The 12692-nt window shown below is 61.5% G+C and carries 8 protein-coding genes and 1 pseudogene; 5 read left to right on the top strand and 4 right to left on the bottom strand.

Going from position 1 to position 12692, the window contains the following annotated elements; translation table 11 throughout:
* Window positions 1-172 precede the first annotated feature (172 nt).
* On the top strand, window positions 173-592 hold the full coding sequence (locus LX81_RS14840) for a GNAT family N-acetyltransferase (protein WP_111538106.1): 420 nt from the start codon (window positions 173-175) through the stop codon (window positions 590-592).
* 103 nt (window positions 593-695) lie between these two features.
* On the opposite strand, the gene LX81_RS14835 is transcribed toward LX81_RS14840, so the two are convergent.
* Complete coding sequence (locus LX81_RS14835; protein WP_234822627.1) at window positions 696-1376, bottom strand: SOS response-associated peptidase; 681 nt, start codon at window positions 1374-1376, stop codon at window positions 696-698.
* Window positions 1377-1415: 39 nt separating this feature from the next.
* On the opposite strand from LX81_RS14835, the pseudogene LX81_RS14830 reads away from it, so the two are divergent.
* Window positions 1416-2449, top strand: a pseudogene (locus LX81_RS14830) (IS110 family RNA-guided transposase).
* Between the two features lie 528 nt (window positions 2450-2977).
* On the opposite strand, the gene LX81_RS14825 reads toward LX81_RS14830, so the two are convergent.
* On the bottom strand, window positions 2978-4153 hold the full coding sequence (locus LX81_RS14825) for an IS5 family transposase (RefSeq protein ID WP_111538105.1): 1176 nt from the start codon (window positions 4151-4153) through the stop codon (window positions 2978-2980).
* A 175-nt stretch (window positions 4154-4328) separates the two neighbouring features.
* Here LX81_RS14825 and LX81_RS14820 point away from each other — a divergent pair, with 175 nt between their 5' ends.
* Window positions 4329-6101 (top strand): ATP-dependent nuclease, encoded by a 1773-nt coding sequence (locus LX81_RS14820; RefSeq protein ID WP_170133967.1) that lies wholly within the window; start codon window positions 4329-4331, stop codon window positions 6099-6101.
* 69 nt (window positions 6102-6170) lie between these two features.
* Window positions 6171-8486 carry an nSTAND3 domain-containing NTPase gene (locus LX81_RS14815; RefSeq protein ID WP_111538103.1) on the top strand — a complete coding sequence of 772 codons (2316 nt, stop codon included), beginning with the start codon at window positions 6171-6173 and terminating at the stop codon, window positions 8484-8486.
* A gap of 277 nt (window positions 8487-8763) precedes the next feature.
* On the opposite strand, the gene LX81_RS14810 is transcribed toward LX81_RS14815, so the two are convergent.
* Together LX81_RS14810 and LX81_RS14805 are read right to left on the bottom strand one after the other, a co-directional pair.
* Window positions 8764-9006, bottom strand: coding sequence for a DUF6429 family protein (locus LX81_RS14810; protein WP_036182093.1), 243 nt, complete (start codon window positions 9004-9006; stop codon window positions 8764-8766).
* A gap of 32 nt (window positions 9007-9038) precedes the next feature.
* Window positions 9039-9650 carry a recombinase family protein gene (locus tag LX81_RS14805; RefSeq protein ID WP_111538102.1) on the bottom strand — a complete coding sequence of 204 codons (612 nt, stop codon included), beginning with the start codon at window positions 9648-9650 and terminating at the stop codon, window positions 9039-9041.
* 120 nt (window positions 9651-9770) lie between these two features.
* Here LX81_RS14805 and LX81_RS14800 point away from each other — a divergent pair, with 120 nt between their 5' ends.
* Window positions 9771-12656, top strand: coding sequence for a Tn3 family transposase (locus LX81_RS14800; RefSeq protein WP_111538101.1), 2886 nt, complete (start codon window positions 9771-9773; stop codon window positions 12654-12656).
* Window positions 12657-12692 lie beyond the last annotated feature (36 nt).

Below are 12692 nucleotides of genomic sequence, written 5' to 3'. Positions count from 1 at the left end.
ATTCTACCACAAGGAAACGAACCGTGAATTCTGAAAGTTCGCAACAGCTTCGGCCCTTAGCTGCCGTTCGCGCAAATCGCAGCGAAGGTCAGGTTCGAGCCCACTTTGCTTGTTGACCAACAAGACAAAACTGCCAATCAGTCGCTCCGTTTGCTCAATTCGGAGGCGCTGGGTGGCACTTATCACATACCTTGAAGATCCATGCGATGAAGAGAGGCGGGCGATCCTACAGCCCCTTGTCGCAGACAATCTCGAGCGAGGGCCTGATCCCGACCTCAGAAAATTCGCTTTCGTTCTAAAGTCGTCGGAAGGGCGAACTTCTGGCGGACTCTGGGGCCGAACAGCCTATGATTGGGCCGTCATAGAACTGCTTTTTGTGCCACAAGACCTGCGCGGCACAGGAGTCGGTCGAACCCTTGTCGAGAAAACCGAAGAGCTGGCGCGGAACCGTAAATGCACCGGCGTTTGGCTCGATAGCTTTGGGTTTCAAGCACCGGACTTCTACCAGAAGCTTGGTTACCAGGTATTCGGAGAACTTCCTGACAATCCGCGTGGTCAAAGCCGCTACTTCCTAAAGAAACTCTTCGCCTAAAAACAAAGTCGGCTTCGTCCGCACACCGGACTTCCATACCCGCCGCCGCGAATGACTGTTTTCCGCCCTTCGTGTCGTTCGCCGCAATACCGAGCAACGGTGCCTATCTACCGCTGTCACCGTCCCGTCTCTCCCCCTCCGCCACGATCAGCAGCACGTCGTCCGGTAACGGCCGCTGCAGCGCCTTCGCCTCGTCGAACGGCGCCGTCAGCCACGTCTCCCACTCCTCGGGCTCGGTGAGGATCACCGGCATGGCCTTCGGGTGTATGGCGCCCACGGTCTCGTTCGCCTTGGTGGTGAGGAACCCGTAGAGCTCGGCCGTCACCTCGCCCTCCTTCACCTTCCGTACGGAGGTCCACTCGGTCCAGATGCCGGCGAAGAAGGTGATTGGGCGATCTTCGTTCTGGGCGAACCAGACCGGCGTGCGGCTCTTGTCCGTCTCGACGCGGTACTCGGAGAAGCTGGTGAAGGGGACCAGGCAGCGATGCTCGACCCCGAGCCAGCGCCGCCAGTGCGACGAGCCGAGATTGCGGACGTTGGTGACGCCGGGATCTGTCTTGCGGTTCTTCAGAGCGAACTTGGGCGAGGGCATTCCCCACCGCATCATGACGAGCTCACGGCCGTCTTCGCCCTGGCGCACGACCGGGGCAGACTGGTCGGGGAAGATGGCCGGCAGCGAGGGCAGGTTGCCGGTATGATCGGTCATGGCCCCGGCGATCTCGCGGATCGCCGCCTGGCCCTTGGTCAGCGAATAGATGGGGTGATTGCAGTCGCCCCCATACAAACGGAGGATCGGCTGACAGGGCGGATCAGGGAGAATGCCATGACGTATTATGCCGGATTGGACGTGTCGCTGAACGAGACGGCGATCTGTGTAGTAGATGCCACGGGGAGGATCGTCGCTGAGGGCGCGGTGCCATCCGATCCCGATAGCATCCTGACTTGGCTCGACCGAAGGAAGTGTCCGATCGAACGGGCGGGCCTCGAGATCGGCGGTATTTCCCGTTGGCTCCATGAGGGACTGCGCGCGGGCGGGTTGAACGCGATCTGCATCGACCCACGGCGGCTCCGGGCCCTGACGAAGATCATGCCGGTGAAGACGGACCGGAACGACGCCCGCTCCATCGCGGCGGCGATGCGAGTCGGCTGGTACTCCGAGGTCCATATCAAGTCCAAGGCCTCGCAGCTTCTGCGAATGCTGCTGACCAACCGCAAGACGCTTTTGGACAAGCAGATCGACATCGACAACGCGATCCGCGGCACGCTGCGGGTGTTCGGCATAAAATTTCCGGCCATATCAGTCATGCCACTTTCGAAGCGCGCGTGCGGGAGGCGGTCACGGATGCCCCTGAGCAGGGCGAACTTATAGAACCCCTTCTCCGCGCAAGGGCGGCGATGCGAGAACAATACGCCATCCTGCACCGCCAGCTCCACCGCATCGTGCGCCGGGACGAGGTCTGCCGGAGGCTCATGACTATTCCTGGCGTCGGACCTCTCGCCGCCGTGACGTTCCGCACCACCATCGACGATCCCGCGCGGTTCCGGCGATCCCGCGACGTTGGCGCTCATCTCGGAATGACGCCGAGGAAGTACGCGTCCGGCGAGACCGATCGAAACGGACCGATCTCCAAGGTCGGAGATGCCGGGATGCGGGCGGTCCTGTATCAAGCTGGGCTCGCGCTGCTGACGCGCTCGCAGCGGTGGAGCAAGTTGCGGGCTTGGGGCATGGCGGTCGCCAAGCGGCGTGGGATGCGACGCGCCATCGTCGCCGTCGGGCGGAAACTGGCGATCCTGATGCACCGGATCTGGAAGGACGGAAACACCTACGAGTGGGGACAATCGGCTACGGCGACCTGACGCGTGACACGACGGATCATGCCTTAGGTCGACGGAGGTCCCGCGAGGGCCAGGTCGGGATGACTGCGGTGTAACCTGCGTGCCATTGCGAGCCCGCGAATAGATGGCAGCTCCCGATCTTCGGACCACCATCCTGAGGCGGCCGCAGCGCCGACCTCGTAGACAAGAGCGAACCTCGCGCGGATCGAAAACGAAGGAACCGAACCGCCCTGGCGGATGTCCGGTGTGCGGACCTTCCGGACTTACGCTGCACTTGCTCGATTTCTGCCGCACCGGCCAAGGCTGTCTGGAAGGACGGCGGAAAGGTGACTGCCGCAGGTTCGGCATGGCCCACGAAACATCCGGTGGGAACGGTGGTTCATCCCGTCCAATTACCCGCCTACGAGATGCTGTCATGAAGGACAGGATAGTGGACCGTTTAACAGGCTGCTGAAGAAGTCGGGCTGGAGGGAAGCTGTTCCTGCTGGCGCGATCTGAAGGCGGGGGCTTGGCGGCTGCGAAGGCCGGGTTTCCGGGGTGCTCCGCTCGTCAGGCGGCAAGGAGTTTCGGCAGCCTCGCCAGGTTGCAGGCGGCCATGGTCATCGTAAATTTGGCGCGGACCCTGTCGAGGCCGCGGTGGAGCGTCTGCGCCATGCCGCCCACTGTCTTGGCCCAGCCGAAGGGTTCCTCGATCTTCTTCCGGCGCCGTTGGGACACGGCGTAGCCGAGATGCCGGGTAGTCCGGCCGTCGATGGCTGAATGCCGGGCCTTCTGCGCGACATGCGGTGTCACGACCCGGCGCCTGAGCGCGGCAATGAAGTTGGCATTGTCGTATCCTTTGTCTGCTCCCAGCGTCAGGCGCCGGGTCGAGCCGGGGGAGTGGCGATTGATCATCTCGAGCGCTGCCTTGCGCTCGCCATGGCCATCGGCGTGGCTCAGCTCCGCCTGCACAACCAGCCCGTTTCGGTTCTCCATCAGCGTATGCCCCATGAAGCACAGCATCGCCGCGGCACCCGGCGCCTTCTTGTAGAGGCGGGCATCCGGGTCCGTCACAGACGCATGGGTTGCGTTCGAGCGCTTCTCGCCCCGGAAGTTCACTTCGGCGTTGCGGGTCTGGCGGGGTGTGTCGAACATCGGCGGCGTCTCGGTCTGCTGGGGCTGGCTGGTGTCTGAGGAGCTCTCCTCGGCCGGTGGCAGCGGATCGCCTGGATCGTCGTCGCGATCCGGCGGTGCGCTGTCCTTCGGCTGAAAGCTCTTCATAGACGCCCACGCCTTGACCAGCGTGCCGTCCACCGAGAAGTGTTCATCCGAGAGCAGCGGTCGGACCTCCGGATGTGCCAGGATCGCCGCCATCACCTTGCGCGACATCTCCGTGGTCAGCAGCCGATCGCGGTTCTTGCTGAACACCGTGGGGACCCAGACCGGGTCGTCGATGCCGAGTCCGACGAACCACCGGAACAGCAGGTTGTAATCCATCTGCTCCATCAATTGCCGCTCGGACCGGATCGAGAACAGGATTTGGAGAACGCTCGCCCGGATCAGCCGCTCCGGCGCGATGGAGGGGCGGCCGAAGTCGGTGTAGAGCGCACCGAACTCGGCATCGAGACTTGCCAGCGCGTCGTTCACGATCTGCCGGATCTTGCGAAGCGGATGACCCGACGGAACCCGTTCCTCAAGGTCCACATAGCTGAACAGCGATCCGCTCGCTTCGTCCGTCCCGCGCATCGTCGCCCTCTCCGCCACTGCCGTGACGAAGGTGAATCATCTTCTCGAAACTGCGTCGAGACCGGCCTTTTCCAGCAGGCTGTTAGTGGCACGTGCTAACGCGAAAAAGCGGAAAATGGGTGGATTATTTTGAGCGCAACTGTGATGATCTGTGCAACCGGCGGGGGAGGGTTGCGTGCATCACATTTCAGAGGTTCGAATTCAGAATTTTAAGTCCATATCTGACGGATTTTTCCCGCTTTCACATTATACGCCCTTGGTTGGTTACAATAATGTTGGCAAGACGAACATCATTCGGGCTGTCGGCTGGATCATCAAACGATCCAGTCTTTCTGCCGAAGATTTTCACCGGGCAGATCAGCCCGTCGTCGTCGAGGCGGAGATATCCGGGATCACCGGCGAGGTCCTTAATGCCATCGGGGACGCGCATCGGGGACGCATTGAGCCGCTAGTGGTCGACGATCGCATACGTATTAGGCGCATCCAAACGACACCGGGGCAGACGGCCGCGGCGATACGCTTCGAAGTGCTCAGGCGCGAAAACGGCCAAAACGAATGGGCGGTGAACCCAGCGGGCATCGACCCCGCAATAGGCGCCTTGTTTCCGGATCCCATTTTCATCGGGGCGATGGAGAACGCGACAGAGGACGTGGCGAAGTTCGGTAGCGGCACTACAATCGGCAAACTCTTAAAAGAGATCATGACGCCGGTCATAGACAGACACTCGCCAGCTGTTGCTGCGGCACTCCAGGATATCGAGCAAAGGTTATCCGCGAATGCCGCCGAAAAAGATGAAACCCTAGTCGATCTCGACGGACGCATCCAGGGTGAGTTGTCAAAGCTCTTCCCGGGCGTCTCGGCAAAGACCCACATACCGGTGCCAGAGTTTGCTGATTTTATGAAGTTAGCTACGATCCGGATATTCGAGGAAGGATACGAGAATCCGGACGGTCGGGATGCTTCGTCATTCGGGCACGGCGCTCAGCGCTCTATTCAGATTGCGCTTGTCAAGTGCCTCGCCGAGGTTCGAAGGGCGGGCGGCGGAAACGCTGGTAGAACAACGCTCCTCTTAATCGATGAACCCGAGCTTTACCTGCACCCCCAAGCCGTAGAAGTCGTGCGCGCTGCCCTGAGCCGCCTTGCGGGAGACGGCTATCAGGTTGTCATCACGACGCACTCGGCGAATATGATTTCGCGCTCAGATGCACCAAGCGCACTCCTAATCCGCAGGACGGCTGCAGACGGAACGAAGTGTAACGCTCGGATCAAGGATGCGGTGAAGAATGCGATCCATGATGCTGATCATCAGTCGGACGCGCTTTTCGCCCTTTCTAACTCGAGCAAAATCCTGTTCTCGGAGCGTGTTGGGATCACAGAGGGCAAGACCGAGCGCACCATTTTGCCTGCGATCTTTCAAGAAGAGTTCGGGCTCACGCCTGACGAGGATAAAATTGGGTTGGTAGATATCGGAGGCACACCCAACATCCCGGATACGATGAAAGTTCTCAATGCGATGGGTGTGCCTTGCAAGGCGATCGTCGATCTCGACTTCGCGTTCAGAATTGCTCCGATCAAAGCTCTTCTTGATCGAGAACATGCGGACCTTGCCTCATGTAAGGTGGTTCTCGCCGAACTAAGAGACGACGGACATATCGGACTTGATGCTGAAGGGCTTCCGATGAAGCACAATGGTGCCCCCGCTGCCGCCGCGTTCGAACTGCTTGCAATGCATCATGCAGCAATGCCCTGCATAGTGCGGTTGCATGAGGAACTGAAGGCGCTTGGTGTTTGGATGTGGACAAAGGGTGCGATTGAGGCTCACCTCGGCATAGCGAAGACGGGTGCGGCACAAAGAGCGTTTATGGATGGTCTTGCAGATGACGACTATAGGGCCGCGATCCCTGACTATCAGTCGGTAAGGGATGCGATGGCATGGCTGCGCGCCTGATCCGCTATCGATGCAGTCAAACCCTTATAAGGCAGCTCGAAGAATCGCAGACGACATTCAGAGCGGACTGTGGCCTATAGTTTTTCATCCCTTTCGCCCGCCGACTTTGAGGACCTCGTCCGCGACCTCATAGGCCGCGCGCTGTCCTGCCGGTTTGAAGCGTTCGGGCCTGGGCCAGATGGCGGTATCGACGGACGGCATGCAGGTTCTGACGATACGATCATCCTCCAAGCCAAGCACTATCGGGGCTCCGGGTTTACGGGCCTGAGTCGGCAGATGCGCCACGAACGCGCCACTATCGATCAGCTCGCGCTCAACCGCTATATCCTAGCGACATCTGTTTCGCTCACCCCGGCCAACAAGCGGGCGCTCGCTGAGATAATCGGTCCTAGCCTCAATAGCCTCGACGATTTGCGTGGGTTTGAGGACCTGAATGGCCTGCTGCGCGAGCACGACGACGTCGCCAAGGCTCACGTCAAACTTTGGCTATCGGATACCGCCGTGCTTGAGCGCGTGCTTCACGCGGCCTCGCATAATTTTACTACGATCACCCGCGCAGACATCACAGCGAAACTCAAGGTCTATGCCCAAAATCCGAGCTTCGCCGAGGGACGACGCACCCTGGAATCCGAGCGCATCCTTATCGTCTCGGGGCCGCCTGGCGTCGGTAAGACAACGCTCGCGGAGATGCTGTGTTACGCCTACATCGGCGAAGAATGGGAACTGGTCGCAATACGGTCTCTGGAAGATGGTTTCGCCAGAATCAATGACAGCCGTAGGCAGATATTCTTTTTCGATGACTTCCTCGGTCGAATTGCGCTCGACGAGCGTGCTCTATCGAACAAGGACTCCGATTTTGCGCGCTTCCTCGCACGCGTTGCTCGCACGCCTACTGCCCGCTTCGTCCTGACTACCCGCGCCTACATTTATGAGCAGGCGCGCCTTGCCTCGGAATCTTTGTCCGACCAGCGGCTACAGGTCGCGCGCTACGTGCTTGATGTCGGGGTATATACAAGACGCATCCGGGCGCGTATCATCTACAACCATCTCGTCGTCGCCGGTGTTCCCGTTGGGCATATCCGTGCGCTCGTCGAGAGCGGGGCGATTAGGGATATCGTCGACCATAAACATTTCAACCCGCGCATCGTCGAATGGATGACTGACGCAGGCCACATCGAGCGCGTCCCGGCAGGGCGCTACGCCGACGGCTTTCTTAAGGCGCTCGATAATCCCGAGCGAATATGGGAGAAGCCGTTTCGCAACCACATTCCACGGCGCTGTCAGCACCTTCTTTTCGCTCTTTATTTCGCATCCGAGTATGGCGCGGATATCGACGAACTGCACGAGGTCTTCGATGGCATTCATCCACGGCTTTGCGCCGCCTTTCAACTTGCCCATGACATCAAGGATTTTGAGGAAAGCTTGAAGACGCTTGAGGGCAGCTTTATCGTCATCGTCAACAGGACAGTATGCTTCATCAACCCTTCAGTGCGGGACTACTTGAACCGTTATCTCTGCGACAAAGGGCCGTTGATGATTATGGCGAGCGGTGCAGTGAGTGCCAACGGTGCGAAACGGATATTCGAGCAATTTCAGAGCATTCCGCAGGTGAGCGCCACCGACTTGCGGGTCCTCCTGGAGAATTTCGCTGACCTTAGTGCGCGACTGAAAAGCATTCCATTCTGGCGACCAAATCCCGAACGTCCCGGGACTTTTTCTTTGTCGGACATGGGAAATGGACGGCGCATCGGATTGCTGCTCGGATGGTGGCGTGTCTGTGCCCTACCTATCTTTATCGAAGCTGCGACGGCGATCGCGCGCAGTCCGCTTGGTGGGTTCTCGCCATGGCAAGATGCAAATGCATTACCCGACCTCCTTGAGAGCCTCCTTTCCGCTCCGGACGATGAGCGCGATCAGACCGAAGCGCTCGCCACTTCAATAGAAGAGGCAATCCATGGCATGTTCGAACAGGATCTTGATCCTGACGATCTGGATCGCTTGTTGAACGCCATCGATGCGCATGACAGCGTTCTTGGCGCATTGTTCCGTGCGGACATTGCAACCGCCATTCCGCGACTAATCGAGAATGTTGGCGAGAATCTGGACCATGTCGAGTCCGATTCCACACTGAACGATTATGTTCACGCGGTCGAAAGGCTGGCCCAACGGGTCGGATACAATCCAAGCGCCGTCGATGCCGCGAAACAGGCGATCCAGCTTCGAATCGAGAAAGTCATTGAGCAGGCCGTAAGTGACGAAGAATTGTCGGTGACAGGCGAGGATCGTCATGCCGCCGACCGTTTTGATGATCGGGACCTAAAGAATCTTTTCGCACCGCTTGTCGCGCACGAAGGTTCGAGTTCAGATGGAAACTCGCCTTGGTGAAAACAGCGCAGAAGAAAACTCCCGTGCAGGCCGGGTTGTCGCGGCAGTAAGCACGAACGGCAACTTTGGGGAAACCAAGGATGTTACCGGAACGGCGGCGAAGGGCCGGCGCGACGAGGCGCGCCTCGCTGCACATGTGAACAGGAGCTGCACGCCGTGGTAATTATGGGCTCGAAACGGACCTTGACACTTCCGACAGACGCCTTGCTGTGACGGGTCGTTTGCAGGAGAGCGCGAAATCCTACGCTAAGGCCGAGGCGGCTCGCCTTGAGTTCGCTCACGCCTCCGGTTCGGCCCCCTTGCCAAACAACTGCTGCAGGAGGCGCTCGGATCGCTCCAAGCCTTCGTCGGTGAAGGCGACCGATTTCGCCTTTCCCACCGGATCGGTGATCCAGCCCTTCCGGTGCAACCGGTCCATGCTGTCCCAGTCGAACCCCTTCCAGGTGCGCCGGCCGTCGTGGAGGGTCAGGCGCAGGAGGGCCAGCACGGCCGCATCGATCTTGTCGTCGTCGAGATCCATGGCGGACGTTCCTCTCTGAAGTCCTTCAGACGTCATACCCCCAGAAGCCGCTTTCCGTTCTCGCGCAGGTTTCCCTCTGGATCCACATATCGGTAGAGCGTCACCGGCCTGATCTTCAGCTCCCTGCAGAGTTCGGACACGGAGGTATCGCGGTTGGCCATCGCCGCCTGCGCCATGCGTAGCTGGGCCTTGGTCAGCGCGAACTTGCGACCTCCCTTCCGCCCTCGGGCCCGTGCGGCGGCAAGCCCGGCCATGGTCCGTTCCCGGATCAGCTCGCTTTCGAACTCGGCGAGGGAGGCGAAGATGCCGAAGGAAAGCCGCCCGTGCGCCGTGGTCGTGTCGATCTGCGCGCCCTGGCCGGTCAGTACCTTCAGTCCGACACCGCGCTCGGAGAGACCGGCGACCGTCTTCACCAGGTGATGCAGGCTGCGCCCCATCCGGTCAAGCTTCCAGATCACCAGCACGTCGCCGTTTCGGAGGGCCTTCAGACAAGCTTCGAGGCCGGGCCGGGCGTCTATCTTCCCAGAGGCCCTGTCCGAGTAGATCTGGTCCTCGCCGACGCCCGCGGCGATCAGGGCGTCCCGCTGCAGGTCGAGGGACTGGCTTCCGTCGGCCTTCGAGACCCGCGCGTAGCCGATCAGCATGCGTCGCAAACGATCGTTTGGGACAGATCTTGGAGACCCGCATGTCCTGGCATGTCTGGCGTTCCTCAAACCGTATCGTAATCAACGATACGCAAAGGCTTCTAAGGGAGCAAAAGGAACATGGCCCGCAGGACCATCCTGACATCGAAGCAAAGGGACGTGTTGTTCGGTCTCCCCACGGACAACGCGCGGCTACTGAAGCACTACACGCTCTCGGACGAGGACCTCGCAAATACCAACCAGCGCCGCCGGCCGCGGAACCGGTTGGGCTTCGCCCTGCAGCTCTGTGCGCTGCGCTACCCCGGACGCGCTCTCTTGCCGGAAGAACTCATCCCGGCCGAGATCACCCGCTTCCTCGCCGCCCAGCTCGGTCTGAGGGACGCCGATCTCGACGACTACGCCGCGCGGGAGGAAACGCGACATGAGCACATGGCGGCGCTGCGGAAGATCTACGGCTACCGGTCCCTCTCGGGCCTGGGAGTCCGGCACATGCAGACCTGGCTCGAGGATCAGGCCGAACTCGCCATTTCGAACGAGGATATCGCCCACCGTTTCATCGAGGAATGTCGCCGGACCCGGACGATCCTGCCGGCCATCTCCACCATCGAACGGCTTTGTGCCGACGCCCTCGTCGTGGCCGAGCGCCGGATCGAGGCGCGGATCGCCAATCGCCTGAGCGACGATCTCCGCAGGGCTCTCGACGCCTTGCTGAGGGACATGATGGAGGATCGGCTAACCCGGTTCGTCTGGTTGCGCCAGTTCGAGGTTGGGAGCAACTCGGCCGGGGCGCGTCGGCTGCTGGATCGGCTGGATGTCCTGCAACGCTTCGAACTCCCGGCTGAGGCCTTGCGAGGCGTTCCCGAGCATCGCATCACCCGGCTTCGCCGCCAGGGCGAGCGCTACTATGCGGATGGACTTCGCGATCTCCCGGACGATCGGCGCCACGCAATCCTCGTCGTCTGCGTGGCGGAGTGGCGGCGCGCGATCGCGGATGCCGTGGTCGAGACCCACGACCGGATCGTCGGCAGGACGTGGCGGGACGCGGCCCGGTTAAGCGATGCGGAGCTGGACGGGGCGCAACCGGCGGTCCGAAAGACCCTGCGCGCGTTCCGTGACATGGGCACGGCGCTTCTCGAGGCGAAGACCGACGGCGCGTCCCTCGACGGGGCGATCTCGTTCAGCCCGGGATGGACGGACCTGCAATCGCTCGTGGCCGTTGCGGCCCGATTGACGGACACGCTGTCGTCGGACCCGATCTCCCATGTCGGGCAAGGGCACCGGAGGTTCCGCCGTTACGCCCCCCGCATGCTGCGTCTCCTCGAGATCGACGGGGCGGAGGTGGCCAGACCTCTCCTCGCAGTCGCGGACGTGATCCGGTCCAGCAAGGCTCACAGCCAGCCGACGCAGTTCCTGCGGCGCACGTCGAAGTGGCACCGGCACCTGAAAGACCAGGTGGCCGGGGACGATCGGCTCTGGGAGGTCGCGGTCATGTTCCACCTGCGCGATGCGTTCCGCTCGGGCGACATCTGGCTGGCGGACTCCCGGCGCTACGGCGACATGAAACAGGTATTGGTGCCAGCCCAAGCAGCGAAGGAAAGCCCGTGTCTCGCCGTTCCCCTCGATCCCGACGACTGGTTGAGCGATCGCCGGGCTCGGATGGACCTCGGCCTCGAACGACTGGGCCGTGCCGCACGGTCGGGCGCGATCCCAAGCGGATCGATCGAGAATGGTGTTCTGCAGCTCAGCCGATTGCCGACATCGGTACCGCCCGGGGCCGACGACCTCCTGGTCGATCTCTACCGCCGGATCCCGGAGACGCGGATCACCGACATCCTGCTGGACGTGGACCGGGAGACCAGGTTCACCGAACACTTCCCGCATCTGCGGACCGGCGCCCCGCCAAAGGACCGGATCGGCTTGCTGAACTTGCTCCTGGCCGAGGGGCTGAACCTTGGTCTGAGCAAGATGGCCGAGGCGAGCAATTCCCACGGCTTCTGGGAATTGCTGCGGCTCTCCCGCTGGCACCTGGAAAGCGACGCCTACGCCCGCGCGCTGGCCGGCGTGGTCGAGGCGCAGGCCAATCTGCCGATGGCCCACGTCTGGGGCCTGGGCACAACCGCCTCCAGTGATGGCCAGTTCTTCCCCACCACCCGGCAGGGCGAGGCGATGAACCTCGTCAACGCGAGATACGGGCCCGAGCCGGGCCTGAAGGTCTATACCCATGTGTCCGACCAGTTCGCGCCCTTCGCGTCCCAGACCATTCCGGCCACGGTCAGCGAGGCGCCGTATATTCTGGATGGACTGCTGAACACCGAAACCGGCAAGCGGATCCGGGAGCAATATGCCGATACCGGCGGCTTCACTGATCACGTCTTCGCCGTCACCGCGATCCTCGGTCACCGGTTCATTCCGCGCATCCGCGACCTGCCATCCAGGCGTCTCCACGTCTTCGATCCGAAAGCCATGCCATCGAACTTAAGGGGTCTGTCCGGTGGCATGATCCGCGAGAACCTGATTGCCGCCAACTGGCCGGATATCCTGAGGGTGGCCGCGACCATGACGGCCGGAACCATCGCGCCCAGCCAGATCCTGCGAAAGCTCGCCTCCTATCCCCGGCAGAACGACCTGGCTACGGCGCTCCGCGAGGTGGGTCGCGTCGAGCGGACGCTCTTCATGATCGAATGGGTGCTGGACACCGACATGCAACGCCGCGCCCAGATCGGCCTCAACAAGGGCGAGGCGCATCATGCGTTGAAGAACGCGCTCAGGATCGGCCGCCAGGGCGAGATCCGCGACCGCACGGCCGAAGGACAGCATTACCGGATGGCTGCGCTCAACCTGCTGACCGCCATCGTGATCTACTGGAACACGGCCCGGCTGGGAGAGGCCGTCATTCGGCGCCGGCGCGCAGGACTGCCAGTCCCGCCCGACCTCCTGGCGCATACCTCGCCCCTCGGCTGGGGGCACATCTTGCTGACCGGGGAGTACAAATGGCCCAAGGGATAAAGCGGGAGCCGACATTCGCTGCGCCGTGTATGTACG

The organism is Palleronia aestuarii, from assembly GCF_003253995.1.
GTDB lineage: Bacteria > Pseudomonadota > Alphaproteobacteria > Rhodobacterales > Rhodobacteraceae > Palleronia > Palleronia aestuarii.
Note: the sequence above shows the minus strand (reverse complement) of the source record. Positions and strands in the feature narration are given on the sequence as shown.

Bases quoted from the DNA above. Each gene is read 5' to 3' on its own strand.
- LX81_RS14800 (WP_111538101.1), top strand. From the start codon at position 9,771: ATGGCCCGCAGGACCATCCTGACATCGAAGCAAAGGGACGTGTTGTTC.
- LX81_RS14810 (WP_036182093.1), bottom strand. From the start codon at position 9,006: ATGGATCTCGACGACGACAAGATCGATGCGGCCGTGCTGGCCCTCCTG.
- LX81_RS14825 (WP_111538105.1), bottom strand. From the start codon at position 4,153: ATGCGCGGGACGGACGAAGCGAGCGGATCGCTGTTCAGCTATGTGGAC.
- LX81_RS14805 (WP_111538102.1), bottom strand. From the start codon at position 9,650: ATGCTGATCGGCTACGCGCGGGTCTCGAAGGCCGACGGAAGCCAGTCC.